Source organism: Croceimicrobium hydrocarbonivorans (assembly GCF_014524565.1).
Taxonomy (GTDB): domain Bacteria; phylum Bacteroidota; class Bacteroidia; order Flavobacteriales; family Schleiferiaceae; genus Croceimicrobium; species Croceimicrobium hydrocarbonivorans.
The window spans coordinates 1,345,961-1,372,527 of record NZ_CP060139.1 but is presented as its reverse complement, the minus strand read 5'-3'; the positions used below and the strand labels follow the sequence as shown (position 1 = coordinate 1,372,527).

The 26,567-nt window shown below is 43.6% G+C and carries 24 protein-coding genes; 10 read left to right on the top strand and 14 right to left on the bottom strand.

Annotation, left to right across the window (positions count from 1 at the left end; all coding sequences use genetic code 11):
• Positions 1-20: 20 nt before the first annotated feature.
• Positions 21-578: a GNAT family N-acetyltransferase gene (locus tag H4K34_RS06370; RefSeq protein WP_210759989.1), complete on the bottom strand. Its 558-nt coding sequence runs from the start codon at positions 576-578 to the stop codon at positions 21-23.
• Positions 579-906: 328 nt separating this feature from the next.
• On the opposite strand from H4K34_RS06370, the gene H4K34_RS06365 reads away from it, so the two are divergent.
• The 4 genes from H4K34_RS06365 to H4K34_RS06350 all read left to right on the top strand — a co-directional run bounded on the left by H4K34_RS06365 (position 907) and on the right by H4K34_RS06350 (position 3,244).
• Entirely contained in the window at positions 907-1,287 is a 381-nt protein-coding gene (locus H4K34_RS06365; protein ID WP_210759988.1) for a PB1 domain-containing protein, read from the top strand.
• Positions 1,288-1,307: 20 nt separating this feature from the next.
• Positions 1,308-1,748, top strand: coding sequence for a putative signal transducing protein (locus tag H4K34_RS06360; RefSeq protein WP_210759987.1), 441 nt, complete (start codon positions 1,308-1,310; stop codon positions 1,746-1,748).
• 159 nt (positions 1,749-1,907) lie between these two features.
• Positions 1,908-2,507 carry an SET domain-containing protein gene (locus H4K34_RS06355; RefSeq protein ID WP_210759986.1) on the top strand — a complete coding sequence of 200 codons (600 nt, stop codon included), beginning with the start codon at positions 1,908-1,910 and terminating at the stop codon, positions 2,505-2,507.
• A gap of 95 nt (positions 2,508-2,602) precedes the next feature.
• On the top strand, positions 2,603-3,244 hold the full coding sequence (locus H4K34_RS06350; RefSeq protein ID WP_210759985.1) for a hypothetical protein: 642 nt from the start codon (positions 2,603-2,605) through the stop codon (positions 3,242-3,244).
• An 82-nt stretch (positions 3,245-3,326) separates the two neighbouring features.
• On the opposite strand, the gene H4K34_RS06345 is transcribed toward H4K34_RS06350, so the two are convergent.
• On the bottom strand, positions 3,327-4,727 hold the full coding sequence (locus H4K34_RS06345; protein ID WP_210759984.1) for a LamG-like jellyroll fold domain-containing protein: 1,401 nt from the start codon (positions 4,725-4,727) through the stop codon (positions 3,327-3,329).
• A gap of 149 nt (positions 4,728-4,876) precedes the next feature.
• Positions 4,877-6,670 carry a tetratricopeptide repeat protein gene (locus tag H4K34_RS06340; RefSeq protein ID WP_210759983.1) on the bottom strand — a complete coding sequence of 598 codons (1,794 nt, stop codon included), beginning with the start codon at positions 6,668-6,670 and terminating at the stop codon, positions 4,877-4,879.
• Between the two features lie 183 nt (positions 6,671-6,853).
• Here H4K34_RS06340 and leuS point away from each other — a divergent pair, with 183 nt between their 5' ends.
• The 5 genes from leuS to H4K34_RS06315 all read left to right on the top strand — a co-directional run bounded on the left by leuS (position 6,854) and on the right by H4K34_RS06315 (position 13,330).
• Entirely contained in the window at positions 6,854-9,640 is a 2,787-nt protein-coding gene (leuS, locus tag H4K34_RS06335) for a leucine--tRNA ligase (RefSeq protein WP_210759982.1), read from the top strand.
• A gap of 132 nt (positions 9,641-9,772) precedes the next feature.
• Positions 9,773-10,024, top strand: coding sequence for a hypothetical protein (locus H4K34_RS06330; RefSeq protein ID WP_210759981.1), 252 nt, complete (start codon positions 9,773-9,775; stop codon positions 10,022-10,024).
• Positions 10,025-10,075: 51 nt separating this feature from the next.
• Complete coding sequence (locus H4K34_RS06325) at positions 10,076-10,894, top strand: DUF3108 domain-containing protein (RefSeq protein ID WP_210759980.1); 819 nt, start codon at positions 10,076-10,078, stop codon at positions 10,892-10,894.
• Between the two features lie 38 nt (positions 10,895-10,932).
• Entirely contained in the window at positions 10,933-11,928 is a 996-nt protein-coding gene (locus H4K34_RS06320) for a tryptophan 2,3-dioxygenase family protein (protein WP_210759979.1), read from the top strand.
• A 76-nt stretch (positions 11,929-12,004) separates the two neighbouring features.
• Positions 12,005-13,330: a peptidoglycan DD-metalloendopeptidase family protein gene (locus H4K34_RS06315; RefSeq protein WP_246452207.1), complete on the top strand. Its 1,326-nt coding sequence runs from the start codon at positions 12,005-12,007 to the stop codon at positions 13,328-13,330.
• Here the strand turns inward: H4K34_RS06315 and H4K34_RS06310 are convergent.
• From H4K34_RS06310 to pgi, 11 genes are all read right to left on the bottom strand, one after another.
• The gene (locus H4K34_RS06310; protein WP_210759978.1) at positions 13,327-14,085 is read right to left on the bottom strand and encodes an SDR family NAD(P)-dependent oxidoreductase; all 759 of its coding nucleotides are present in this window, start codon (positions 14,083-14,085) and stop codon (positions 13,327-13,329) included. The two genes, H4K34_RS06315 and H4K34_RS06310, sit on opposite strands and share 4 nt — an antisense overlap.
• A gap of 2 nt (positions 14,086-14,087) precedes the next feature.
• Entirely contained in the window at positions 14,088-15,821 is a 1,734-nt protein-coding gene (gene recJ / locus H4K34_RS06305) for a single-stranded-DNA-specific exonuclease RecJ (protein WP_210759977.1), read from the bottom strand.
• A 57-nt stretch (positions 15,822-15,878) separates the two neighbouring features.
• On the bottom strand, positions 15,879-16,406 hold the full coding sequence (locus H4K34_RS06300) for a YceI family protein (RefSeq protein WP_210759976.1): 528 nt from the start codon (positions 16,404-16,406) through the stop codon (positions 15,879-15,881).
• Positions 16,403-17,479, bottom strand: a complete 1,077-nt coding sequence (locus H4K34_RS06295; protein WP_210759975.1) for a chorismate mutase — start codon at positions 17,477-17,479, stop codon at positions 16,403-16,405. The genes H4K34_RS06300 and H4K34_RS06295 overlap by 4 nt, the downstream gene beginning before the upstream one ends.
• 38 nt (positions 17,480-17,517) lie before the next feature.
• A complete protein-coding gene (locus H4K34_RS06290) occupies positions 17,518-18,321 on the bottom strand; it encodes a universal stress protein (RefSeq protein WP_210759974.1) in 804 nt (267 codons plus the stop codon).
• Between the two features lie 20 nt (positions 18,322-18,341).
• Complete coding sequence (locus tag H4K34_RS06285) at positions 18,342-20,609, bottom strand: NADP-dependent malic enzyme (RefSeq protein WP_210759973.1); 2,268 nt, start codon at positions 20,607-20,609, stop codon at positions 18,342-18,344.
• A 10-nt stretch (positions 20,610-20,619) separates the two neighbouring features.
• Entirely contained in the window at positions 20,620-21,819 is a 1,200-nt protein-coding gene (gene hflX, locus H4K34_RS06280; RefSeq protein WP_210759972.1) for a GTPase HflX, read from the bottom strand.
• A gap of 3 nt (positions 21,820-21,822) precedes the next feature.
• Positions 21,823-22,257, bottom strand: a complete 435-nt coding sequence (locus tag H4K34_RS06275; protein WP_210759971.1) for a hypothetical protein — start codon at positions 22,255-22,257, stop codon at positions 21,823-21,825.
• Between the two features lie 49 nt (positions 22,258-22,306).
• Entirely contained in the window at positions 22,307-22,747 is a 441-nt protein-coding gene (locus H4K34_RS06270) for a hypothetical protein (protein ID WP_210759970.1), read from the bottom strand.
• A gap of 75 nt (positions 22,748-22,822) precedes the next feature.
• The gene (locus H4K34_RS06265; RefSeq protein WP_210759969.1) at positions 22,823-23,695 is read right to left on the bottom strand and encodes a Cbp1 family collagen-binding glycoprotein adhesin; all 873 of its coding nucleotides are present in this window, start codon (positions 23,693-23,695) and stop codon (positions 22,823-22,825) included.
• 7 nt (positions 23,696-23,702) lie between these two features.
• Positions 23,703-25,358 (bottom strand): glucose-6-phosphate isomerase, encoded by a 1,656-nt coding sequence (gene pgi / locus H4K34_RS06260; protein WP_210759968.1) that lies wholly within the window; start codon positions 25,356-25,358, stop codon positions 23,703-23,705.
• 70 nt (positions 25,359-25,428) lie between these two features.
• Between pgi and H4K34_RS06255 the strand changes: the two genes are divergently transcribed.
• Entirely contained in the window at positions 25,429-26,544 is a 1,116-nt protein-coding gene (locus tag H4K34_RS06255; RefSeq protein ID WP_210759967.1) for a fatty acid desaturase family protein, read from the top strand.
• Positions 26,545-26,567 lie beyond the last annotated feature (23 nt).

The following is a 26,567-nucleotide window of genomic DNA, read 5'->3' as shown; positions in this document are numbered from 1 at the left end:
GTTTCAAGCATAAACTTCATCTATTCACGCCAGTGTTCTTCTTTATTCAACTCAAGAGAACAAAGGATTTGGCCTTTTGGCTTTTCGGCTAATTCACCATTCAAACTCTGAACCATCCAGGCATTGGCAAATTCGACCGGAATGGGGTAGGGAGCTTGGAAGCCCATGGCACCCGCATCCGGTATAAAACCATGTTTAGGATAGTAGTCCATGTGTCCGAGCACGAATAGTAATTCCGAACCCATGGATTTCAGTTTTTGAATACCCGCTTGGATAAGCAGAGCGCCTATGCCTTGCTTTTGGTACTCAGGAATTATTGCCAGTGGGGCCAGGATATGATGCAAAGGCTGATTGCTTGCTCGATTATTTAGATAAGCTCGTGTAAAAAGAACATGGCCTATCGCCTTAGTCCCATCAAAAGCTAATAAGGAAAGTAAAGGCTTTGCCGAGGGGTCCTTTAAAAGGTCGGCACATAATTGAGCTTCTTTGGGATATCCAAAAGCAAGCTCCTCAACCCGCATTATATCTTCGAAGTCTTCAATTTGACTTTCGCGTAGGTATATATTATTTGTTGACATGATTAAATGAATTAAGCTGCTCTCATTCTCTTGAATGAAAGCAAGGGACCAATTGGATCAGTCGCTTTAGTATTAATAATGAAAAAATGAAGTCTGCATCAGGGCTGAAATAGCCTGAAGACCATGAATGTATTTTCGACAGCTTACTGGAAGTTTGCAATAAATGCTTCTGCCTAGAAGCTGTCTAAACTACCGAGGTTCGGCAAGTGCTAAGAGATGTCTTAATCATGCCCTGCAAATTTAAGGGCAAATAGAATAAGCTTGGCTTTTAGAACTGGTTTTTAGCTTCTAAATTGCCAGGATTAGAATTTATTCAGATTAAGATAGTATGAAGGTCACCTGCCAGGTGGATTGCGGCAATTCTCCTAAACGCGAGTTTTTAAAGGAACTAAGTCAGCTTTTCGCAGCTTATGAAATTGATCTAGCCATGAGCTATATGGACGAAGATATCCATTGGACTTTAGTGGGAGACCAGGCCATTAACGGTAAAGAAAATTTCGCGGCGGCACTTCGGGAGCATAGCGACAATAAGGTGAAGGAGCTGATTCTTCACAGTATCATTACGCATGGAAAGGAAGCTGCAGTTTATGGCGAAATGCTAATGGAGAATGCTAAGCATTTTGTCTTTGCTGACATCTACACTTTTAAGAGTGCGAAAGGAAATAAGGTGAAGTCTATCGTTTCCTTTGTGCAATTGAAGAGTTCCTAAATTAAAGCCATCCAAGCCTTATGGAGTTGATTACCGTTCGGACATTTGAAAAGTCCATTGAAGCGCATATGCTTAAGAGCCGGCTGGAAAGTGAGGGGATTCCAGTTTATCTCTTTGATGAACATACAGTCGGTCTAAATCCGCTTTTTAACCTTTCGGTGGATGGGATTAAATTAAAGGTCCATCCACAAGATGTGGAGCTGGCTCAGGAGATTATTGAGGACTTTATTCATGCACCTCATGAAACCTCAGCGGGAGAGCCCTTGCTCTGCAGTGAATGTGGTTCGGCAGATTTCTATGAATCCTATCAATCCATGAAGGGAAGAAAGGGTTTTTTATCCATAATCGTATCCTTCTTACTAGGGGTTTATCCCATTTATTACCGCACCGTCATTAAGTGTAAGTCTTGTGGCAATGAGATGGAAATTCAGCATCAGGAGTCAGAAAATCGATCCAGCTAAAAATTTTCAAAAAATAAGTTTAAGGGCCTTGGAAGTCTATTCAAGATATTAGTCTGCGCTGTACATTTAAGTAAGCAATCAATTTGCTTCCCGGCTGGACGATTTTTCAAATTGTGGTTCGGAAGATATTGATTGTGAGACTAATTGCTCTTCATTTTAATGATACATCCTCATACTGAGCTGAAATTTATCAGCGCCGAGGTAGGCTACGGAGTGGTAGCTACGCAATTTATTCCGGCCGGAACCATAACCTGGGTTTTAGATAAGCTAGATCGTGAATTCAGTCCTGCCGAATTTCAGGCCCTGGAGCCTATTTATCAAAACATTTTAGACACTTATACCTTTCGCAATAATCAGGGGAATCTGGTTTTGTGTTGGGATAATGGTCGCTTCGTTAATCACAGTTTTAATTCTAACTGCCTTACCACAGCTTATGATTTTGAAATTGCCATTCGCGATATCCAGCCTGGCGAGCAGCTAACAGACGATTATGGCTATTTAAATATTCCCTATCCTTTTCGGGGCTATGATGAAGGTACTCGTCGTAAAACGGTTTATCCCGATGATTTACTCAAGTACTATAAGGTATGGGATAATAAGATCAAGAAGGTCTTTCCTCGGATTCTGAAATTGGATCAGGCTTTAAAGCCGGTGATGAATCCAAAAACCTGGGATTTGGTAGAAAAGGTGGTTAATGGCGAAGTGGAAATGGACTCTATTCTTAGTAATTACTTCCAAGATAATCGTGAGAAGGCCTAAGTAAATTTGGGCTTAGGAAGCTGATTCCGCATTGGGCACAAGTCAACTAAAGCCTGAAATGGCCTAAGTTTGCGCTTCACCAACAAACAGCCTTCATGAAGCTCTTTTTAAAAGTTCTCATTGGACTAGCGATCCTTTTCACTCTCATCTTTATTGGTTTTGGATATTTCTTTTACAAAGCGGTAGATGGAGCGATTGAGGAAGGGCAGAGGGTAGCTGCATTGCCAGAATTACACGCCGTGATCACTTCAGGGAATCAATATCAAAGTCCGCTTGGAGAGGATAGTGTGGCCTTTTTCCTCTTAGATTATTCATTGAGCTCCGGATCAGGATTAGGTTCAACCAGCAGAAGTAAGACTACCAATTATAAATACCATCCTACAAGCCAGGCACTAAAGCTAAGTATCGATAATGTGGAATATACTTTAGCCATTGATCCTTATTCGGTTTTCTTAAGGGAGAGTAGTAAAGAATCTGAAGAATGGAAATTGGCGCTTACCTTGGCATTTAATGGCGCTCCTGCTTTTAAACCAAACTTAATTGGTCTGGAAGACCGCATTGATTGTGCTGTTAGGGATGCCTATAAAGATAACTGGGATGTAGATGTAGATGTGGAATGTAAGTATTTGAATTCCCACTACACTTCAGCGGATTTCATCCAATTTAATTGGCGTCAAGGAGATAGCATCAGTTTTAAAGGAGAGATTGTGAATGGCCAAATCCAACTCTTGAACTAAAAGAAAAAAGAGGCGACCTCTGCAAGTCGCCTCTATATTCAGTTCCCTAATGTTTTCTGTTTTAACCTATAAAATGAAGTTCTTAAGGAGTAATCTGAATTTTTTGGGTCAGCGTTCCCGCCGATCCTATGGTGCGAATAAAAAATAGTCCACCGGGAATCTGCGCCAGTTCAATTACGCTATTCCCGGATCTGTTTAGTTTACCCTGTTTAATCAGAGCACCATCCAGACTAAGTAGTTCATATTTGTCAAAACTACCCGCCGGATATTCTAGATTAATATGATTTTGGGCCGGATTGGGATAAATGTGGAGCATATCCGCATTAAGTTCTTCCAGGCCAACATTGGTGATCACAATACAAGCCGATGTGTCTACGCAGCCATTTAAAGAAACTTCAACCGCATAGGAACCATTCAGCACAAAAGTGAATTGGCGACGAGTGGCTCCTACAATTTTACTGTAATTGTCGGTACACTTTAACCACTGATAAGTTGCGGCTGTGTCTGTTTCATTAGCTTCCAGAGTGTTACTGGCAATTCGGCTGGCAGAAGAATCCAGGTTATTAACTACTAGAGTAAGATCCATGATGGTGTCGCAACCGGATGTGCTGGGACTGATGGTATCTATATAATGACCGCTCTGAGTATAATTGATCCCATTGGGCCCCAAGTAGGGGCCGCAAGAGTTGATATTCAAAACGATATTGTTAATCCCCTGAAGAGGAGACGTTACAAAGTTTGAGCTGTTTCCGGATAAAGTGAAGTTGGATAAGGTGCCATTTATATTGCCTTTGCTATCGGTTAAGCTGCTAATTCCACTATTGGAACCACCGGCTGTTCCTTGATTAAATTCATAGGACAGCTTTAAGGAAGGGTCTGTTAGATCCATTCCGCAAGCATTGTACAGGGTGTTTACTTCTGTACTGCTTAAGGCACGATTCCAAAGACCCACATCGTCCAACTGACCATCAAACATAAAATTGTTTCCCGAAAAAGGCAGAAAACCCAAATTGAAGGTCTCGCTTGAGCTGCTAAAGCTACCGGTTGCAGGAATTGAGGATACGAATGTGCCATCCTGATAAAGACTCAAGGTAGAGCCATCATAGGTAAGTACGAAATGGTTCCAGCTGTTTAAATTCAAAGCGCTGTTGGCGGTAATGGTGTAAACGGTACCGCCACTGTTGCGGAAGCGTGCCTCCACATCTGTACCTCCTAATTGAAGGATATAGAAATCAGCATTGGTTTCATTTCTAAATCCGGCGTAGCCATCAAAATCGGGCCAGCCTGTGCTTACCGTAGTCGGGTTTACCCACATAGACAAAGTCATGCCGGTTCCACCACTAATTTGACCGGAAGCACTGGCTACTGTGACCTGGTCATCAATGCCGTCAAAATCGAGAGCATTTTGTGACTGGCCTGCCCAACTTAAGAGCAGAAGAAAGCTCAGTCCTTTAAATTTCAAATTAAATAAAGGGTTCTTCATTTCTAGGCTTTTGAGGATGAATAAAATTCTTCGCTCTTTTTCATAAACAATGGATACTAACAATAGTATCAAAGTTTTCTCGGAAATCTTAAGTTTGGGGGGTAAACAATAGGTTAACAAGGTTGTTAAAATATTGCTAGAGAGGCTGTTTAGGCGAGAGTGTCGAGGAACTCACTCAGGTTTATTTCTGAATTAAGGTCCATTTTTTTACGCAATCGATGGCGCATTACCTTAACGGAAGCAGGTGAAATATTCTTAACCGTGGCAATTTCTTTGCTAGATAATTTCAAACGCAAGAGGGCGCACATCTGCTGTTCGCTTGGACTTAAATCGGGATATCGCTCCTTGAGCTTAGCCATAAACTCATGGTTTATCTTGGCGATATTCTCTTGAAATACTTTCAAATTGCTATCCACCTGCAATTGAAATTTGATGTAGTTTTTGAGGTCTTTAATATCCTGCGGGCTTGATTCCCCTGCCTGACTTATAAGATCAAGCTTATCCAATAGTTCATTGGTGAATTCTTGTTTTCGAGTAATGGCAATGGCAAAATCTACCAAATCCTGGTTTTTATGATTCAGCACTTCCTTTAATTGCCGACTCTCCAAGGATTTGTTCTCCAGCTTTAGTTTGGTAAGGTTGCCTTCAACCTCTAATAGTTGGCGCTTTTTGGTTTGTTGCCTTCGATAACCGTAAAAGGCAATGATTATCGCAATAAGCAATAGGATTGCGGTACTGCTAATCAGGATAACTTTTAAGGAGTTTACTTCTCTTTCGCTCTCAATCAACAAGGCTAAAAGGTTTCGCTCTCTTTCAATGCGCTTTTGTTGCAGATTTACAAGGTCGTGCACATGACTGTTAACCCGTGATTTGCCGGCCGAAATTTGTTGATTGAGTAGTTGCTGCTGCCATAGAGATTCGATGGCTTGTTCTGATCTTCCCAGCTTTTCATAGGCTTTACTCAAAGTGCCGTAGTATTCGATGAGCGAAATAGGGGATTGCTTGAGATTTCTTTGAGCCAAGGCCAAATGTTCGAGGGCACTTTGATTTTGGTTTAAGGCAATTTCAGCCTTAGCCAATTGTATGAGGTAAAAACCATAATGGAGGCTATCGGTATTTCCATGATCATTAAGGATTCGCAAAGTGTGGGTGCTGGCTTCTAGTTCCTGTACAGCGCTTTGAAAATGCCCTTGAATTAAGTAGCAATGTCCAATATTGCCTTTTACCACGGCAAAAAGCAAGCTGTCTGGCCCCAATGGCTTCGGCATACTTTTGAAGATCTCAATTGCTCGATTGTAATGCTCCAGGGCATCTGCAAATAAGGCCCTTTGCTGATAATTGTATCCGATGTTATTGTTGCAATGCATCCGAATTGAGGCATCACCAAGGTCCTCAGCTATCTGATTAGCCTTTTTGTAATAAAAGGTGGCTGAATCAAACTGTTGACTTTGGCCATATAAGAAAGCCAGATTCTCGTTGGAATAATAACAGTCTTTTTGGTTGTCGGTCCTGCTAATGAGCGCACAATGAATCTTCTTGTAATCTACGGCCATTTCATAGGCACCTAATTGACTAAAGGAGCTGGAAAGAATGTCCATCATTTTGAGGCTGTCCGCTAAATCAAATAGCTGACTACTCTGGGGATCCAGGTCTAAAATGGTTTCAATGGCCAAATGGGGAGAATTCAATCGCGAATACAAATGCGCCATTCCCAGTTTAGCCTGGATCATTGCACTTTCATCGCCTAATTTGCGAGCCAAGTCTAGGCCTTCATGGAAATAATGGCTGGCTTGACTGGAATCATTGCAATTGTCGCCCAGCTCAAATAAATCATAAATCCTTTTTAGGTCAGGCTCTGTATTAGGCTCAGCATCAATGTTCTTCTGGGCCCAAAGGAGTGGTCCCAAATTTAAAAGTAGCATGGTAAAACAGAGTCGAATCATTCCCTCAAAGCTTGCAGTATGTGCTTCTTCAGAGCTAAAGGTAGAATTTTATCCTGCGACACAGTATCTGGCGATTAATGAAGAAGAGGGCAAGCAAAATTTCGATTCTTGGGGATTGCTCTCTTTTATTATGACAAGAAAGGCAAAGCCTGTATTTTCGCGCTTTCATCCCATCGAAAACTCATGGATTACAATTTTTCCGAAATCGAAAAGAAATGGCAAGCCTTCTGGGCCAATCAGAAAAGTTTTGCCGCCGAAGAAAACAGCGATAAACCCAAGTACTATGTGCTGGATATGTTCCCTTATCCTTCCGGGGCTGGTTTACATGTGGGGCATCCACTGGGCTATATCGCTTCGGACATTGTAAGTCGCTATAAGCGTCACCGAGGTTTTAATGTTTTGCATCCGATGGGCTACGACTCCTTTGGTTTGCCAGCAGAGCAATACGCCATTCAAACCGGTCAACATCCCGCGGTAACCACCGAGCAAAATATTAAGCGCTACCGCCAACAATTAGACCGCATTGGCTTTGCCTTTGATTGGTCGCGCGAGGTACGCACTTCCGATCCATCTTTTTACCGCTGGACTCAGTGGATCTTCTTACAGATGTTCGATGCCTGGTATGATTACGACAATGAGCAAGCTAGATCCATCGAGGAGCTAATTTGGTATTTCCATAAGAATGGTACTGATGGATTGAATGCCGCTTGCGGTGAAGATTTGCATTTTACTCCCGATGAATGGGAAGGTTATGATGATGCTACTCGCGAGCAGATCTTGCAAAACTATCGCTTGGCTTACCGCAGTGAAAGCACCGTAAACTGGTGTCCGGCCCTGGGAACCGTTTTAGCCAATGATGAGGTGAAGGATGGCTTAAGCGAACGAGGTGGTCATCCTGTAGTACAAAAGAAAATGATGCAGTGGAGCATGCGAATCACTGCTTATGCCGATCGGCTTTTAGCCGGATTGGATCATATTGATTGGTCAGAGTCCTTAAAAGAATCCCAGCGGAATTGGATTGGGAAATCACAAGGTGCTTCGGTTTTCTTCGAATTGAAGGATCATGAGGCCAATATTGAAGTATTTACCACTCGCCCGGATACGATTTTTGGGGTGAGCTTTATGGTATTGGCTCCCGAGCATTATTTGGTGGATGAGATTACCACTCCTGAGCAAGCGGAGGCAGTAAAAGCCTATCAAGAGCAAGCGGCTCGCAAAAGTGAGCGTGATCGTATGACCGAAGTGAAAAGCATTAGTGGCGTATTTACCGGTGCTTATGTGAAACATCCTTTCAGCGGAGAGGAAGTACCGGTATGGATTGCGGACTATGTACTTGCAGGTTACGGCACCGGAGCCGTTATGGCGGTGCCCGGGCACGACAGTCGCGACTGGGCCTTTGCCAAGCACTTTGATTTGCCTATTAAGGAAGTGGTTAGTGGTGGCAATGTGGAGGAAGCTTCTTATGATGCCAAAGAAGGGAAATTGGTGAATAGCGATTTCTTGAATGGTTTGGAAGTGAAGGCAGCCATTGCCAAAGCCATCGAAGCTATTGAGAAAAAAGAAATCGGTCAGGCCCAAATTAACTTCCGCTTGCGCGATGCGGTATTCGGTCGCCAGCGATATTGGGGAGAGCCCATTCCGATTTACTATGTAGATAATATGCCACGTCGGGTGAAGGAGGAACATCTTCCCCTGGAATTACCGGCTGTAGATAAATTTTTACCTACCGAAGACGGTGAGCCACCATTGGCGCGTGCTTCGATGTGGAACTACCATCCTGATAAAGGAGTGGTGCCCGCCGGTGAAGGCTATCCCTTGGAAACTACTACCATGCCGGGTTGGGCAGGCAGTAGCTGGTACGACCTCCGTTATATGGATGCTCGCAATACTGAGGCTTTCGCCGATAGGGAGAAATTGGATTACTGGCAGAATGTGGATCTCTATATCGGTGGTTCCGAACACGCCACCGGGCACTTATTATACACCCGTTTCTGGCATAAATTTCTGGTGGATAAAGGTTATTTGAACCAAGAAGAGCCTTTCAAGAAATTGATTAACCAGGGGATGATTTTGGGCTATTCAGCTTTTGCTCACCGTATTGAAGGGACAAACACTTTCGTCTCCGCAGAGCAGGCTAAAGATCATAAAACCTCAAAGGTGCATGTGGATGTTAGCTTGGTAAACACTTCGGACGAATTGGATGTAAATGCATTTAAATCCTGGCGAGATGATTTAAAGGATGCAGAGTTTGTTTTTGAAGGAAGCTTTAAGGTGAGTCGTGAAGTGGAGAAAATGTCCAAGTCCAAGTTCAATGTGGTGAACCCGGATGACATTATCGAGCAATATGGTGCCGACACCCTGCGCCTTTACGAAATGTTCTTGGGACCATTGGAGCAAAGCAAGCCCTGGAATACCGCCGGCATTAGCGGAGTTCATAATTTCCTAAAAAAGCTTTGGCGTTTGTACCATCAAGGTGGAAATTGGAATGTAACCGAGGAAGCTCCCAATGAAAAGGAGTGGAAAGCCTTGCACACCTTGATTAAGAAATTGAATGAAGATATCGCCAATTTCAGCTTCAATACCTCGGTAAGTGCCTTTATGATTGCGGTGAATGAATTGACCGATTTGAAGTGCAGTAAAAAGGCCATTTTAGAGCAATTGCCCATATTGATTTCACCTTATGCACCGCATATTGCTGAAGAACTTTGGAGTCGATTGGGTAATGTTGGGTCAATCAATGAGGAGCCATATCCGCAGCATGAGGAAAAGTATCTGGTAGAAAGCTCCGTGAATTATCCAGTGTCCTTTAATGGCAAGGTGCGGTTTACCATTAGCCTTCCGGCGGATATGTCGAAAGATGAGGTTGAGAAAACCGTAATGGCGGAAGATAAAACCCAACAGTATTTAGATGGTAAGGCTCCCCGCAAGGTGATTGTGGTGCCCGGTCGTATTGTGAATATTGTACTCTAGATACTTGCTTCAAGTCCCCATTTCAAAATTGGGGACTGATAGCTTTCTTATGTAATCGGATGGATGCTCTTCCTTTGATTTCTATCCCTCGGACTGGTCGCTATCTGCGGGCAACTTGTACCTTTACGGGGCATGAAGCCCGGCCAACCCAGTATAGTTCCACGCAAAAAGAATAAGAAGGAGCAAAAGCGTTTCCTGATCCAGGATGCTTTTTCCTATTTATTTAAGTCGGCCGGCCTTATTGTTTGGGTGATTGTATTTGGCTTGGCATTACTTGAAATCAAGCAGTATTATCATATTGATTTGATTCCCGGTTATGATAGTGCGGTGGATGATGTGTATGGCGCCATCCGCGGATTTTTATCTGAACTCTTCGGATTTTAATACCATCAGCCTCTGGCATTACGTTTGTAATAGACTCCTTAAAGAACAACCATGAAAGCCCTTTTCTTAAGCCTCCTTACTCTGGTGCCCCTGGCTTCCATGCCCAGCCTTTCGGCGGATGAGAAGCCTCAAGCAGCACAGAGAGTAGAACAATTACGAAACCTCAATCAAAGAGCTTTTAAGCCAGGTGAGGTGCTCGAGTATCGCATTCGCTACGGTTTAATCGAAGCGGGCAAAGCCAAATTAGAAGTAAAAGAAATTGTGGAGCGCTCCGGCAGACCTTCCTACCATGTGGTGGGAACCGGCCGTACTACTGGCATGACCGAATGGTTCTTTAAAACTCGAGATCGCTACGAAAGCTTTATCGATACCGAAGCCATGGTGCCCTGGGAGTTTATTCGCGATGTAAATGAGGGGGGCTATGAAATTGAACGCCACCTGATATTTGATCAATACCAGCAAACCGTGCGCGACCTTAAAGCCATGCACAAAGGGGAATTTAGCTATGAGGAGTATGCTCAGGATATGATTAGTGCCTTTTACTATGCACGCTCTTGGGATGCTACTAAATTGAAGAAGGGTGATGAGATCAGCTTCACCATGTTTTTGGATCATGAGCAGTTCCCATTTAAATTGGTGGTATTAGGTCGCGAGAATGTAGAAACCGATTGGGGCGATATTTCTTGTTTAGCCCTACGTCCTAAATTGCAAGAAGGTCGGGTCTTTAGTGAAGAGGAGGGCATGACCATCTACGTAAGTGATGACGAGAATAAAGTGCCAATACTGATTGAATCTTCTTTATTCATCGGCTCCATCCGGGTGGAGTTAACCGGCTATAAAGGTCTTCGTCATAAACTTAGCTTTAAATAGGTCTTTTATTATAGTTTTACAGAGCTAAATAAGAGACCATGCCTCAAGATGTAAAGATTACTCCCGAAATTCAGGAACGCCTGAATCTATTAGCCGATAAATACCAGGCTAGTGGTCAGGAATTACTGGATTTCCTAGATGGTTTACTTTACCAGGATTACAATACTTACTGGGATTATATCCACCTGGATACCCTGTTATCCTTACAAACTCCCATCACTGATATTCCCGATGAGGAGATTTTTATCATGTACCATCAGATTACAGAACTCTATTTCAAGTTGTCCTTGCATGAGTTCCGTCAATTGGCAGATGAGAATTCGGTGACTGCCGAGTCCATGACTCAAAAATTGAGTCGGGTAAATCGCTATTTCGAAGCCTTAACTCGCTCCTTTGGAATTATGGAACAAGGAATGGATCGTCATCAGTTCTTAAAATTCCGCATGTCTTTGATTCCGGCATCTGGCTTTCAATCGGTGCAGTATCGTTTGGTGGAAATCTGTGCTACGGATATGATTAACCTGGTGGATAAAGATCATCGGGATGAGATGAAGGAGCACGACCCCAGTATCGAGCAGATGTACGAGTATATCTATTGGAAAAAGGGAGCGACTATTGCCGAGTCTGGTCATAAAACCCTTACCCTAAAGCAATTTGAGAAGAAGTATTCCGGAATGATTATTCGTCATGCCAAGGAATTCTATCATACTAATCTTTGGCAAAAATACCTGGAACTTCCGGAAGAAGAGCAGGCCAATGAAGCCTTACAAGACCAAATGCGTTTACTCGATTTAAATGTGAACGTGTACTGGCCATTACAACACTATAAAACTTCTGTGGTATATCTGGCGCGCCGTCCGGCCGATGTGCGTGCTACTGGTGGAACCAATTGGCAGAAGTATTTACCCCCTCGTTTCCAAAAACGAATCTTCTATCCACAATTATGGACAGAGCAAGAAAAAGAGGAATGGGGTAAGTCCTGGGTAAACGAAGTGTTGGAAGAAGTAAAGAAAAAGCAGGGACTGGGGCAATAATCAGAGTTGGAGCTCGTTAGACCCCCGTGGGTTTGTATATTTGCGGCCCTGCAACCACCACCTATTACAACCTTTTATGCAGTTAAGATTAAAATTGGTCCTTGTAGGATTGATTCTGGCGACCCCTTTAGTTATTTTAAATAACCTTGGAGTCTTTGATAATTTTGTGAATGAAGAGCCTGCTCCGGAAACTAATCAGGAGCAAGAAGAGGCTTTGTCTCCGGTGAAGGAAGTGCAGATGAAATACGGCTTGCCGGTAGATTCTTTTGAGCTTATCGACAACGTTATTTCCAATGGTGAGAGCTTTAGCAATATCCTGCTGAACTTCGGGATTGATTATTCCATGATCAACCGAATCGCCACCAATTACAAAGATATCTTCGATGTGCGCAATCTGCGCAGTGGTAAGGACTACACCATTTTTGCTGAGAATTTAGATAGTAATCAGGTGGCTCGCTATATGGTGTACAAACCATCGGCCATTGATTATGTGGTTTTCGATTTGCGCGATACCGGAAATGTATATCTGGGTGCCGAGGATGTAGAAGTTCGCGAGAAATCCATCAGCGGTGTAATCGAATCTTCACTTTATGAAAGTTTATTAGATCAAGGTGGTTCTCCAGCATTAGCGGTAGAACTTTCTAAGGTTTATGCCTGGACCATTGACTTCTTCCGAATTCAGCCGGGTGATTATTTCAAATTGATTTACGAGGAGAATTATATTCAAGATTCGATTAAGGTGGGAACCGGACGCATTTTAGCTGCCGACTTCCATCATAGTGGTCGTTCTTTCTATTCTTTCTTCTACGATAATGATACCACCTATCGCGATTACTTCGATGAAGAAGGTCGTAGTCTGCGCAAAGCTTTCTTGAAGGCACCGCTTGACTTCTTCCGTATTTCTTCTCGTTTTAACCCTCGTCGTTTTCACCCTGTATTGAAGCGCGTGAAGCCGCATTTAGGTACAGACTATGCCGCGCCACATGGTACGCCCATTATGTCTACTGCCGATGGTGAGGTAATTGCCGCAGCCTACACTCGTGGAAATGGTAATTATGTTAAGGTGCGTCACAATAGCACTTATACCACTCAGTACTTACACATGAGCAAGTTTGCCAAGGGCATTCGCAAAGGCTCTAGAGTACGTCAGGGCGATGTAATTGGTTATGTAGGTAGCACTGGCTTGGCCACAGGACCCCATGTTTGCTACCGTTTTTGGGTAAATGGCAAGCAGGTGGATCCACTTAGTCAGGATTTACCGGAAGCAGAGCCTATTACGGATGAGTATATGCCCAGCTTCCAAGACTTTATGATGCCTTTGAAAAAGCGCATCGATGCCCTGAAATTACCTTTGGAAGAGCCTAAAGAACCTAAAGTTCGATTGGCTCAATTGCAATCCTAAGCTTGCTTATTTACGATTGTTGAACTGGCCTGGTCTACGCTCATAACTACCAGGTCGGCAATATTTACATGGTAAGGTCTGCTGATGACGAAGGCAATGATATCAGCAATATCTTCTGCCTGTAATGGACGGAATCCCTGGTAAACCTTGGAAGCTCTTTCTTGATCTCCTTTAAAGCGAACCTCACTGAATTCTGTTTCTACCATGCCAGGGTGTATCGCTCCTACCCGAATGTTATGCTTGTTTAAATCAATGCGCATGCCTTGATTAATGGCATCAACAGCATGTTTGGAAGCGCAATACACATTGCCATTGGGATATACTTCTTTAGCGGCAGTGGAACCAATATTAATGATATGCCCTTCCTTCCTTTCAATGAATTGAGGGATGATCTGCTTACTTACATAAAGCAGTCCTTTTACATTAATATCGAGCATTGCATCCCAATCTTCAATACTTCCCGTTTGGATGGGGTCCAGGCCATGGGCATTGCCAGCATTATTAATGAGGATGTCAATTTTCTGAAATTCGGAGGGCAAAGAAGCAATGGCATTAGACACAGCTTCTGCATTGCGAACATCAAAACTCAAGCAATGGATATCGGTGTAAACGCTTAATTGTTTTTCAAGCTCTGCTAAGCGCTCTTCTCGGCGACCGCATAGGATTAAGCGATAATTTTCGCGAGCAAGCCTCTCCGCACATGCTTTGCCAATCCCACTGGTGGCACCTGTTATAAATGCTGTTTTCTTTTCCATTATCAATCTTCTAATTCGCTATCCGCTTTAATATCTAATACTCTCAATTGTAAGGAGGCTTGTCCTCTAAAAACATTCAATTCCAAATGAAAGAGCAAGGCCACTGGTTGCTGGCTTTTAAGGATCTTTAATTTAGGTCCTAAGTTAAAACCGATCCCCTCTAAACACAAACCGCTATCAGGGTCTACCACCGATATTTTAAGGTGCTGGCCTTCATCTCCAACCGTACGGGAACCACGATCTATCAAATTACGACAGCGTAAAAGTGGTGCTAGGTTATCGGGGCCAAAGGGGGCAAAACGCTGAATGAGGCGGTAAAATTTGGCGTCAATATCACTGGCCTCTATGTCCAGGTCATAAATTAGGCGGGCTTGCTTTTGCTCATCGGTGATGCGCGCCTTAACGCTTTCCTCAAAGGCAATTTTAAAATCGTTTAACTGTTCCGGTTTTAAGGTCATACCTGCCGCTGCGGCATGTCCACCGAATTGAATTAGGGAGTCCTCACAAGCTTCTAAGGCATCATATAAATCAAAGCCCTCTACAGAGCGTGCAGATCCCGCTAATTTGTCGCCAGACTGGGTAAGGACCACCGTTGGCCGGTAGTAGTTTTCAATAAGTCTTGAGGCTACAATGCCTATTACTCCTTTATGCCAATCATCCTGAAATACAACCGTGCTAAGGGCCTCAGGCGCTATTTCCCTTTCAATTTGATGCAGAGCCTCTTTGGTGATTTGCCGATCTAAATTTTTTCGGTCCTGATTTCGAATTTCAATTTCATCCGCAATTTCGGGTAATAGGCTGAGGTCCGTTCCCCTCAAAAGGTCTACTGCTTGCTGTGCATGGGCCAATCTACCTGCTGCATTAATGCGGGGCGCTAAGGTAAAAACCACATCACCAATACTTAGGCGACGATCCAACTGACCAGCCGTGCGCAATAAAGCTTGAATACCATCCGATGGATCGGAGTTTATCTTTTCCAAGCCATAGTAAGCCAATACTCGATTTTCACCAGTCATAGGAACAATATCTGCCCCTATGCTTAGAGCCAGTAAATCCAATAATTTCCAGCATTCGGATTTATCGATTTGCCATTTCTGGGAAAGGGCCTGTGCGAGTTTAAATCCTACTCCACAACCACTGAGCCCCTTATTGGGATAATTACAATCCTTTCTTTTCGGATCTAATACTGCAGCGGCGGCCGGAAGCTTTGGGCCGGGGGTATGATGATCGCAAATAATAAAATCAATACCCAAACTGTGGGCGTATTCCACTTTATCCAGCGCCTTAATGCCGCAGTCCAAAGCGATAATTAGGCTGGCATTTTCAGCATGAGCCTTGTCAATGCCGGCGGTAGAAACTCCATATCCTTCGCGATATCGATCCGGAATATAGGTGATGAAATTGCTATAATGCCCATGCATGAAATTGGCAAGCATGGCCACGGAGGTCGTTCCATCTACATCATAATCGCCATAGATCATGATTTTTTCCCCGGCCTTCACCGCCTGGTCAACTCTTTCAACTGCCCGATCCATATCCTTCATTAAGAAGGGATCATGCAATTCATCTAAGCTGGGTTTAAAAAACTGTATGGCTTGATCCAGGCTTTCAATTCCTCTTTGGAGGAGAAGGGTTAGGATTTTAGGATCGAGATCTAATTCCGCTTGCAAGCCTTCTAATTTGATAGGATCAACCGCGGCCTTCGCCTTCCAGATTATTTCCGGGACATTACGCATGCTGGCAATTTACAAAGCTCCAGGAGCTCCTTAAAGCGATAAATGTTTTCGAAGCGCTTAAGCTGCTTTCTTTTCCAAGTGAACCTTGATTTCTACTTCTTTACCTGCTGTGAAAGTAGAGATATCAGAGCCTAGTTCATAGTCAAAGCGATTGAGCATAAACTCACATTCCAGGATATCATCTTTATAGGTCAGGGCTACCGTGATGTATTTGGAAATCCCTCGAATGTTTAGGTAGCCGCTTACTTGCCAGTGATGGTCGCCCAGGTATTTGAATTTATCGCCATTAAAGCAGATTTGAGGATGCTTATCGAGCCAGAAGAAATCTTCACTTTTTAAATGCTCATCTCTCTTAGCGATACCTGTTTCAATGCTGTTTACTTCCAGGCAAACCTTTAATATGGACTTATGCACCGCATCCATATTTAAATAGAGCTTACCATCTAATCCACTGAAGCTCCCTTCTACGGTATTGAAGCCTAAATTGGAAATTTCGAAGTTTACTTTGGATTTTTCTAGGTCTACATTTTGGGCCTTAAGGCTAATTTGCCCAAGGACTAAGAGGAATAGAAAGAGCTTTTTCATTCGTGGTGATTCTTGATTTGGGTATCAATGGAATATTTATGCAATAACTGAAAGAGTTCATGTACCAATTCATCTTCCAGATCGAGGCTTAGGCCTTGAGCTTTGCGATTTTCCAATACCTTAAACCAACGTTTCATCTGAAAAATGGTTGCCTGGTTTTCGTATTTCACCGGACCAATAGCTTTGGCCAGTTCCTGTCGGCGTGATATCAATTTTAAGATCTCCGCGTCTACTTTATCTATTTGATAGCGTAGCTCTTCTAATTTGGCGATATAGCGTTCATCGTCAATGGCCTCGTCGCGATGCTCCAAGGCACGATAAACCAAATCCAGATCATAAGGACGTAACTGTTGCAGCGGATCACTTAGGGCTTTATGTGGCTCAATATGAGATTCGATCATAAAGCCATCCATCCCTAAATCGAGGGCGGATTGACAAACTTCACCAATTAATTCACTGCGACCTGCAATATGACTGGGATCGCAAATTACCGGTAGGTCTGGAGCCAGGCGACGCAATTCGAAGAACACTTCCCATTTGGGTTCATTGCGGAAGGGTTGACTTTGATAGGCGTAGAAGCCACGGTGAATGGCGCCTAGCTTTTGGATACCTGCATTATTAAGGCGTTCCAAAGCACCCAGCCAGAGTTTCACTTCCGGGTGAATGGGGTTTTTTACCAATACTGGAATGTCTGTTCCCTTTAAGGCATCCGCAATATCCTGAACATAAAATGGATTTACTGTGGTGCGAGCCCCAATCCAAAGCATGTCAATACCTGCTTCCAGTGCTTCTTCCACATGGCGGGCATTGGCCACTTCAGTGATTACCGGAATTTGATGTTTGGTACCGGCGGCCTTTAACCATTTTAGGGCAGGGCTGCCGATTCCTTCGAAAGATCCCGGTTTGGTGCGGGGCTTCCAAACACCGCCTCGAAAGGCACTTACCAATCCGGTTCGTGCCAATGAGTCTGCGGTTCGCATCATTTGTTCCTCACTTTCTACGCTGCAAGGACCAGCGATGAGTAAGGGTTTGGATTTTGGCTTTAGCCAATCATACAGGGCGTTTATCTCCATGCATTGGGTTTAGACCTATCTCCTATAAGGTCTGAGATTTATTTTGGTTCATGCAGTACCAAAAGAGGCAAGCGGCTGTGGTAGGCTAATTTATTAGTCATGCTGCGGTGAAATAGTCCCTCAAAGAAACCATAGCGCTTAGCAATAGCGGTAATTAAATTGGCCTTTTCCTTTTCAGCTTCCGCACTGATGGATTTTTCAATATCTCCACTTTTTAAGATGGTAAATTCATGATTTACACCTTCTAAATTGGAGCTATAGAATTTGCGACTGCCATCCGCTGGAGCTTTCTCCGTTTGTACATAAACCAGATCAATGCTCGAATTATTCAGTTGAGCAAATTCTCGTAGTCTCTGCAAAGGCTGCTCTTTCACCTTAGGATCAAGGTCGGTGGCAAAAATGATTTTATTTATATCGGTATAAGTCGCTACCGGTGGAATTACCAATACCGGCTTTTGGGTATTTTGAATTACCGAGGCGGCATTAGATCCGATCAATACTTCTTCCAAACCACTGGCTCCTTTGGTTCCCATTACCACCATGTCGATACTGTCCAAACGAGAAGTTTCCGTAATTAAGCGAATAGGGTTTCCTAAACGAACTAAGCTTTCAAAAGGAGTGGAGTAGCGGCTTTTAAGCTCTTTCTCATAGTCCTTCATATTGCTTTCTGCATTCTCTTTCATCACTTCCAAAAGCGAAGTGCTCATAGAACGATCTGAGTAGGGAAGATCGTAGGCGTGTAATATGGTTACTTTACCCTGGCTTTTCTCGGCCAGTTTAAAAGCGTACTCAGTTGCGATGTCCGCATTTTCTGAGAAGTCGGTGGGAAGTAAGATGTTCATTTTAAGAGGTTTAGATTCGATTAGCGTGTTTGTGCATCCACACTTGCTAAGGTAATCATATTTACAATTTCCCGCACCGAAGCCCCCATTTGTAATATGTGCGCCGGACGATTTACTCCCAATAAAACCGGGCCCAAAGCTTCTGCTGCTTCAAAGGACTGCAACATCTTGTAAGCAATATTTCCGGCGGCCAAATTGGGGAATACAAAGGCATTCACTTTTTGGTCTACCAGGGTGCTGAATGGGAAGTTCTCTTTGAGTAATTCCCGATCCAAAGCAAAATTGGCCTGAAGTTCTCCATCCACAATCAAATCTGGATTTTCACGATGTAAAATTTCGGTAGCCTTACTCATGGTTTGCGAAAGCTTATCACTTTGGTTGCTGCCAAAATTGGAGTAGCCCAATAGGGCAATACGAGGGACTAAATTGATCCGACGGATATTATCAGCCAGAAGGCGAGTAATCTGAACCACTTCTTCTACCGTTGGCTCTTTTATTACGGTAGTATCCGCAAAGAACATGGGGCCGCGCTTGGTAAGCATAATATACATTCCCGCAATGCGACTCACGCCAGGGCGAGTTCCCATAATTTTGAAGATGGGTTTAATCACCTCGGAATAACGACGGGTAGTACCTGATATAAAAGCATCGGCATCGCCAATTTCGGTCATGGCCACCCCAAAATAATTCCGATCGCGCATATACTTGCGGGCCTCGTATAAGGTCATGCCTTTACGCTGGCGTTTCTTGAAGAGCAATTGGGCATAGGCCTCAGCGCGCTCATTAGGTTCATGCGGATCAATAACAGGCAAATGCGAAATATCTTCCAGGCCATTTTCTTCGATCAGGCGACTGATTTTCTCGCGTCGACCTAATAGTATTGGTTGAGCCAATCCTTCGTCTACCGCAATTTGGGCGGCCTTTAAAGTTTTTAGTTCATCGCCTTCTGCCAGAACCACTCGCTGTGGATTCTTAGTCGCTTTTTCCTGTGCTAGGCGGATGAATTTATCATCACGACCCAAGCGACTCAGTAAATGTTCTTTATAAGCATCCCAATTGCGAATGGGTTCTTTCGCTACTCCACTCTTCATAGCAGCTTTGGCAACGGCCATGGCCACTTTAACAATAAGGCGTGGGTCGAAGGGCTTCGGAATAATATAATCACGGCCGAATTGCAAATTGCTCTCATTGTAGGCAAGGTTCACAATTTCGGGTACCGGTTCCTTGGCCAATTCCGCAATGGCTTTAGCGGCGGCAATCTTCATCTCCTCATTAATCTTGGTGGAGCGCACGTCCAGGGCACCACGGAAAATGAAGGGGAAACCTAAAACATTATTTACCTGATTAGGATGGTCGGACCGACCGGTAGCAATAATAATATCCTTACGAGCCTGCTTGGCTTCATGATAGTTTATCTCAGGAGTAGGATTGGCTAGGGCAAATACAATGGGATCCTGAGCCATGGAGCGTACCATCTTTGGAGTGAGGATTCCTCCCACCGAAAGGCCTACAAAAACATCAGCATGTTGCAGAGCATCGCTTAAGGTATTGTGCTCTGTCTTGCGGGCGAAGAATCGTTTTTCTTCGTTCAGATCTTCTCGGCGGGTATTGATAATCCCCTTGCTATCGGCCATTAAGAGGTTTTCCTCTTGCACACCTAAACTCATAAAGAGTTTGGCAGTAGCAGTGGCACTGGCCCCGGCGCCATTAAATACTACTTTAATTTTATCCAGGCTTTTGCCTACACATTCGGTGGCATTTAAAAGTGCCGCACTGGCAATAATGGCCGTTCCATGCTGGTCGTCGTGCATCACCGGAATATCCAACTCTGCTTTTAAGCGCTCTTCGATGTAAAAGCTTTCTGGAGCTTTAATATCTTCAAGATTGATGCCGCCAAAAGTGGGGGAGATGGCTTTTACATGCTCCACAAATTTGGCTGGATCTTTCTCATTAATCTCAATGTCGAACACATCGATGTCGGCAAAGATTTTAAAGAGTACTCCCTTACCTTCCATTACTGGTTTGCTGGCCTCTGGGCCGATATCGCCCAAGCCGAGTACCGCAGTACCATTGGAAATTACGGCTACCAGGTTTCCCTTGGCCGTGTATTTATAAGCATTTTCTTTATCGCGGGCAATCTCCAAACAGGGGTCTGCCACTCCAGGGCTATAGGCGATGGACAGATCACGTTGAGAGTTACTGGGTTTAGTGGGAATAACTTCAATTTTTCCCGGCCGACCTTGAGCATGGTACTCGAGGCTAACCTTCTTACTAATTTTCGTGGCCATCTTATTGTTTTTAAAACAAGAAATTATTGTTCGGGTAGCGACGGGCGTGAATTTCGGCCAGGGTTTCGTACAAACGATTCCGCAGGTCTTCGATATTTTCTTTTTCCGTGGCTGAGATGAAAATCGCCTGACGATCGGTACGCGCAAACCAGGTCGACTTCCATTCTTCTAAGGTCAAATGTCGGTTGTTTTCCGGTTCCTGAAGGTCATCCGGGTCACGGTGCTCAGGAACATAAGCATCAATTTTATTGAAGATCATAATGGTGGGTTTTTCCCGCCCGTCAATCTCTGCGATGGTGCGATCCACAGTGCTGATATGATCTTCAAAATTGGGATGCGAAATATCTACCACATGTAGGAGTACATCTGCTTCTCGCACTTCGTCGAGGGTAGATTTAAAGGATTCCACCAATTGGGTAGGCAATTTGCGGATGAAACCTACCGTATCCGACATTAAGAAGGGCAGGTTGTGTATTACCACTTTTCGCACTGTAGTATCCAGGGTGGCAAAGAGTTTATTCTCAGCAAAAACCTCTGATTTACTCAAGAGGTTCATCAGGGTTGATTTCCCTACGTTCGTGTAACCCACCAAGGCAACACGTACCATACTGGCCCGGTTGGAGCGCTGTATGGCCATTTGCTTGTCGATTTTTTGCAGTTGCTTTTTTAGCAAACTGATTTTATCGCGCACAATCCGACGGTCGGTTTCGATCTCTCGCTCACCAGGACCTTTCATCCCAATACCCCCTTTTTGTTTACTCAAGTGAGTCCACATATTGGTTAAGCGAGGTAATAGGTATTGATACTGAGCTAGCTCAACTTGGGTGCGAGCATAAGAGGTTTGGGCCCGGGCCGCGAAGATGTCGAGAATCAGGTTAGTACGATCCAGTACTTTAATTTCGAAAATGCGCTCCACATTCTTCAATTGAGAAGGGGAGAGCTCATCATCAAAAATGGCCAGATCTATATCTTCCGCTTTGATATAAGCGGCGATTTCTTCAATTTTTCCACTTCCCAAAAAGGTCTTGGGATTTGGCGAATCGAGTTTTTGAGTGAAGCGCTTCATTGAGTCTGCTCCGGCCGTATCCGCCAAAAAGGCTAATTCGTCCAGGTACTCAGCGACTTTTTCTTCACTTTGAAAGGTGGTAATTACCCCAATCAATACCGCACGCTCACGGAGGTCGGTACGTTTCTTTTTGGTTTCAATCATAAATTAAGAAAGCCAGGCATCCCAAGGGATACGCGACAAGATGAGCAGCAAGCCCAGGCTGTAGAATATAGCCAGGCCACGGAATTTTTTAGTGTTATCGCTGCTTCGCTTTGCACGGGAATATCCGATGGTGATTAAGGTAATACTAATCAACATCACCGCAATATGTTCAACCGCGTACAGTCGCATTACCGAATCCTTCATAAAGCCGGAAACGGATGTGTAGTTAAAGCCCTTAGGGCCGGTAAAGTATAATAATAGTCCGAAAACAAGTTGAAGATGACTCAGGATCAGGGTGATTAAAGCTAATCGCTTATCGCTTTTACCGAAGCTGGCACCATTTCCGGAACGCATCCAGAATACAATACAACTGATCAATAAAAGGGGGAGAAGTAAATAAGGTAATCCAGAGTGCAGGTGCTGTAATCCAGTAATCATCTTTGCAATTTTACTGCAAAGTTAATCAAAGAGGGGCAGGCTCCGCCTTCTAGAGTTTACTATTGTTTTCGAGCACTTGTTGAAGTGATTTCTCCACGTATTCCTGCTTATCCTTGCTAAGGAAATAGAGGTCAAAATGACGTAATTTCTTATCACCAGAGCTCGAGTTTACCGTTAAGGTAAGTCGATACTTGAGTAATCCCTTTTCAATTTTATAATCAGCTAAAATGATTTTGGCAAATTCATAATGACGGTGGCGTGGACTTTCTAAAAAACCAAAGACCAAGCTGCGGGTATCTATATGGATAATTTCATATTCATCTTCATAAGAGAAAAATGAAAACCGCAATACTGCCAATAATAGAATGGCAACCGCCGAGAATAATGCCAATTCATGATGCTCGAAGATGCTGGACAAACTGCCAGCTAACATAGATAATCCAAAATCAAGGAAAATAAAGCCCACGAGCAATCGCACGAGCCATTTCATGATATTGAAGAAACTCTTATTACTAACCTTCATAATTGTATAAACGCTCCTTTAGAGGTGGATAGGAGCAGAAGATTATTTGTCCAAAAGAATTACCAGATACTTGGAGTTTTTCCAGAACTCTGTTGGATTCGTAATCTTTAGCGCTTTTTTGAATTCGTTGTCCTCCTCATATACGTATGATTCGGTCGAGTGGTTTGTGATTATTTCCACTTTTTTATACTCACCGTTAAAACTGAGCTCGGTAGAATTGCGGATATCGATCTTAGTAAAATAAGAGGTGTTAAAGTCTTTGGCCAGAGTTTCAGTTCTTCCGATTCCAATAAATCCTCCTTCTTTATCTACTACACCGGCCTCTTTTAATTCTTCATAAGTGCCCATGGTGTAATAAGCCGTATTCAATTCGGAGTCTTGTTGTTCGATTACCTTTTTCTGAGCCATTCCGGTTTCAGTGAGTAATCCAACTTTAGAACTTAGTTGCGATACTTTGAAATTGGCTTGCTCCAGTTGGCCATATAACTCGGCCACTTGCTCATTTTTCAGTTCAATCTGACGATTCAAGTTTTCGACCATTTTCAGGTACTTCCGATTTTCGCCACGACTGGAAGCCAATTTGCGACGTAAGTCATCAATAGCTCCTTTATTCTTTTCGATTAAGGAGTTGATAGCTTCAATATCAGAAATTAGCTTGTCGCGGGTAGAGCCTTCATTTTCTAGGCCGCCTTCCGAAACTTCGCGAATCGATTCTTCGCGCTCTCTGATACTGCTTAAATTGTCTTGAACTTGTTGGAAAGTTGTCATGAAATCGCTGATCGTAGAATCTTGATCAACACTTTCCGTACGTAAGGAGTCTAATTCAGCCTTTAAACGGGCATTTTCTTCCTTAATTTCTTGATTGCAAGATGACAGTAATGTGACTGCAAGCAAGATAAAGCTCCACTTTTTCATCTTTTTTTTATCCTTTTATCCCTCTGCGGTTTCTAATGTAGGTAATTAATCCTTTAGTACTAGCATCTTTGTCAATTTCACCTCCCTCTGAAAGCAGCGGTAGGATGGTGTTTGCTAAGGCTTTTCCGAGTTCAACTCCCCATTGATCAAAGGAGTAAATATTCCAAACAAGACCTTGTATGAATATTTTGTGCTCATAAGCGGCAATCAGGGCACCCAAGCTCTCAGGATCTGATTTCTGACCCAGGATAGAAGTAGTGGGGCGGTTGCCTTCGAATACCCGATAGGGAGCAATCTTGGCAATTTCCTCTTCACTGCTTCCCTTAGCTTTCATTTCCGCTTCTACCTCTTCTTTTGTTTTGCCAATCATTAAAGCTTCGGTTTGCGCCAAGAAATTGGATAACAACTTTAAATGATGATCTCCCATAGTATAATGACTCTCGGCGAAGCCAATAAAATCAGCCGGAATAAAGCGGGTACCTTGATGCATTAATTGGAAGAAGGCATGCTGACCATTGGTACCAGGTTCTCCCCAAATAATGGGGCCTGTGGCATAGCTTACTTTTTGGCCATTGCGATCGATGTATTTGCCATTACTTTCCATATTTCCTTGTTGGAAATAGGCGGCAAAGCGATGCATGTTTTGATCGTAAGGGATAATGGCCTCACTTTCTGCCCCCATAAAGTTGACATACCAAATGCCTAAGGCGGCCATTTGCATGGGGATATTATTCTTAAAGTCGGCTTCCGCCAGATGGCGATCCATACTATGAGCCCCGCGCAAGAATTTTTCGAAGTTCTTATAACCTAATCCGCAGGCCAGGCTAAGGCCAATGGCACTCCAAACGGAATAGCGGCCTCCAACCCAATCCCAAAACACGAACATATTGGTAGGGTCAATGCCAAAGTCAATTACCTTCTCCCGATTGGTAGAAACGGCCACAAAATGCTTGGCGATATCATTTTCGGAGGCATTGCTGCGCAAGAACCATTCTCGTGCCGATCGAGCATTGGTCATGGTCTCTTGGGTAGTAAAGGTTTTACTAGCAATAATGAACAAAGTCTGCTCCGGATCAAGATCTTTTAAGGTCTCATTAATATGCGCGCCATCGACATTGGAAACATAATGGCAACGTAAATGATTGTGATAAGGCTTTAAGGCTTCATAAACCATCAAAGGACCAAGGTCGCTTCCGCCGATGCCGATATTCACAATATGCTTAATGGTTTTGCCACTGTAACCTTTCCAGTTGCCGGAAATGATCAGGTCCGAAAAGTCCTGCATTTGCTCCAGCACTTTTTCGATATCCTCATTTACGGATTGACCATCTACTAAAATCTCTTCATCACTGAAATTTCGAAGGGCCGTATGCAGTACTGCTCTACCTTCCGTTTCATTAATTTTTTCACCGCTTAACATGGCTTGAATTCCTTCTTTCACGCCACATTCGCTGAAAAGTTCCTCCAACAGCTCTAAGCTTTCAGCATCAATAAGGTTCTTGGAGAAATCAAAGAGCAAATCTTTATGCTCTCTTTTCATTTTTTCGAAGCGATTCGGATCCTCCGCAAAGAGATCTTTGAGGTGTTTTTCCCTCATTTCCCGTGCTTTGCTTTCCAATTGAGTCCAAGCTTTGGTTTGGCTGGGATCGATACGTTTCAACATCTTGTTAAATCTTAAGATTTCAGTTAGCGAAGTTAATCTTCCTTCTTATTTTAGCCATGAAAATATTCGTATGCCCGAAAGCACTTACCCTCTGCAAAAAGTTCGATTCCCAAAAGCAGATTCCCTCTCATTCAGCAAGACTTTAAGAAGCAGAGTAAATCAATATTTTAAGGAGAAATCCTTAAACCCCAAAGCCAATACGGCGATGTTCATGAAGACCGTAGCGATGTTAGCTATGTATTTTCTTCCCTATTTGGCTCTTTTCATCTTTAATCCCGGACCTTGGGCCGTTTTAGGTCTCTTTGCCATTATGGGAATGGGCATGTCTGGAGTTGGAATGTCGGTAATGCACGATGCCGCCCATGGCGCTTACCATCGCAGTCCTAAGGTGAACGATTTTATTGCTTCCAGTATTTATCTGATTTCCGGTAACCTTACCACCTGGAGATTACAGCACAATGTATTACACCATACCTATACCAATATCGATGGTTTGGATGATGATTTGGATACGCATGGTTTATTGCGTTTGCATCCTGATCAGCCTTTACATAAGCGTCATCGCTACCAGGTTTGGTATGCCCCTCTATTGTACAGCTTATTGACCCTCAATTGGGTGGTGATGAAGGATTTTTCACAATTGATCCGCTACCAGAAGACTGGTGTAGCCAAATTGAGTGATGATGCTCTTCGTCAAGAGTGGATTAAATTGATTTATACGAAGGTTCTTTATTTCGGCTTGTTCTTAGTATTGCCCATCGTATTCCTGGCTGTGCCCTGGTACATTGCCGTATTAGGATTTGTGATTATGCACCTCATTGCCGGTTTTGTACTGAGCTTTGTATTCCAGCTTGCGCATGTGGTAGATCATGTTCAGGTAGCCCATATTCCTGAGGATGACAAAGCAATGGATGATGAGTTCTTAGCACACCAATTAAAAACAACCTCTGATTTTGCTCGTGGCAATAAACTGGTAGGTTGGTTTGTTGGTGGACTTAATTTCCAGGTAGAACACCACTTATTCCCGCATATCTGTCATATTCACTATCCAGCTTTAAGCGAGATCGTGAAGAAAACTGCGCAGGAATTCAATTTGCCCTATTACGAGCACAGAACCTTAGGTCAAGCTATTCGCGCTCACCTTCGCAGCTTAAAGCTGTATGGCAACGCGAGCTTGAGCGCCTAATTCGTTTCGACTAAAATTCAGTT

Coding starts and splice junctions, on each gene's coding strand:
- H4K34_RS06285 (WP_210759973.1), bottom strand. CDS start 20,609: ATGGCCACGAAAATTAGTAAGAAGGTTAGCCTCGAGTACCATGCTCAA.
- H4K34_RS06365 (WP_210759988.1), top strand. CDS start 907: ATGAAGGTCACCTGCCAGGTGGATTGCGGCAATTCTCCTAAACGCGAG.
- H4K34_RS06270 (WP_210759970.1), bottom strand. CDS start 22,747: ATGAAATGGCTCGTGCGATTGCTCGTGGGCTTTATTTTCCTTGATTTT.
- H4K34_RS06320 (WP_210759979.1), top strand. CDS start 10,933: ATGCCTCAAGATGTAAAGATTACTCCCGAAATTCAGGAACGCCTGAAT.
- pgi (WP_210759968.1), bottom strand. CDS start 25,358: ATGTTGAAACGTATCGATCCCAGCCAAACCAAAGCTTGGACTCAATTG.
- H4K34_RS06345 (WP_210759984.1), bottom strand. CDS start 4,727: ATGAAGAACCCTTTATTTAATTTGAAATTTAAAGGACTGAGCTTTCTT.
- H4K34_RS06265 (WP_210759969.1), bottom strand. CDS start 23,695: ATGAAAAAGTGGAGCTTTATCTTGCTTGCAGTCACATTACTGTCATCT.
- H4K34_RS06360 (WP_210759987.1), top strand. CDS start 1,308: ATGGAGTTGATTACCGTTCGGACATTTGAAAAGTCCATTGAAGCGCAT.
- hflX (WP_210759972.1), bottom strand. CDS start 21,819: ATGATTGAAACCAAAAAGAAACGTACCGACCTCCGTGAGCGTGCGGTA.
- H4K34_RS06355 (WP_210759986.1), top strand. CDS start 1,908: ATGATACATCCTCATACTGAGCTGAAATTTATCAGCGCCGAGGTAGGC.
- leuS (WP_210759982.1), top strand. CDS start 6,854: ATGGATTACAATTTTTCCGAAATCGAAAAGAAATGGCAAGCCTTCTGG.
- H4K34_RS06295 (WP_210759975.1), bottom strand. CDS start 17,479: ATGGAGATAAACGCCCTGTATGATTGGCTAAAGCCAAAATCCAAACCC.
- H4K34_RS06350 (WP_210759985.1), top strand. CDS start 2,603: ATGAAGCTCTTTTTAAAAGTTCTCATTGGACTAGCGATCCTTTTCACT.
- H4K34_RS06330 (WP_210759981.1), top strand. CDS start 9,773: ATGAAGCCCGGCCAACCCAGTATAGTTCCACGCAAAAAGAATAAGAAG.
- H4K34_RS06275 (WP_210759971.1), bottom strand. CDS start 22,257: ATGATTACTGGATTACAGCACCTGCACTCTGGATTACCTTATTTACTT.
- H4K34_RS06300 (WP_210759976.1), bottom strand. CDS start 16,406: ATGAAAAAGCTCTTTCTATTCCTCTTAGTCCTTGGGCAAATTAGCCTT.
- H4K34_RS06255 (WP_210759967.1), top strand. CDS start 25,429: ATGCCCGAAAGCACTTACCCTCTGCAAAAAGTTCGATTCCCAAAAGCA.
- H4K34_RS06370 (WP_210759989.1), bottom strand. CDS start 578: ATGTCAACAAATAATATATACCTACGCGAAAGTCAAATTGAAGACTTC.
- H4K34_RS06310 (WP_210759978.1), bottom strand. CDS start 14,085: ATGGAAAAGAAAACAGCATTTATAACAGGTGCCACCAGTGGGATTGGC.
- recJ (WP_210759977.1), bottom strand. CDS start 15,821: ATGCGTAATGTCCCGGAAATAATCTGGAAGGCGAAGGCCGCGGTTGAT.
- H4K34_RS06290 (WP_210759974.1), bottom strand. CDS start 18,321: ATGAACATCTTACTTCCCACCGACTTCTCAGAAAATGCGGACATCGCA.
- H4K34_RS06340 (WP_210759983.1), bottom strand. CDS start 6,670: ATGATTCGACTCTGTTTTACCATGCTACTTTTAAATTTGGGACCACTC.
- H4K34_RS06315 (WP_246452207.1), top strand. CDS start 12,005: ATGCAGTTAAGATTAAAATTGGTCCTTGTAGGATTGATTCTGGCGACC.
- H4K34_RS06325 (WP_210759980.1), top strand. CDS start 10,076: ATGAAAGCCCTTTTCTTAAGCCTCCTTACTCTGGTGCCCCTGGCTTCC.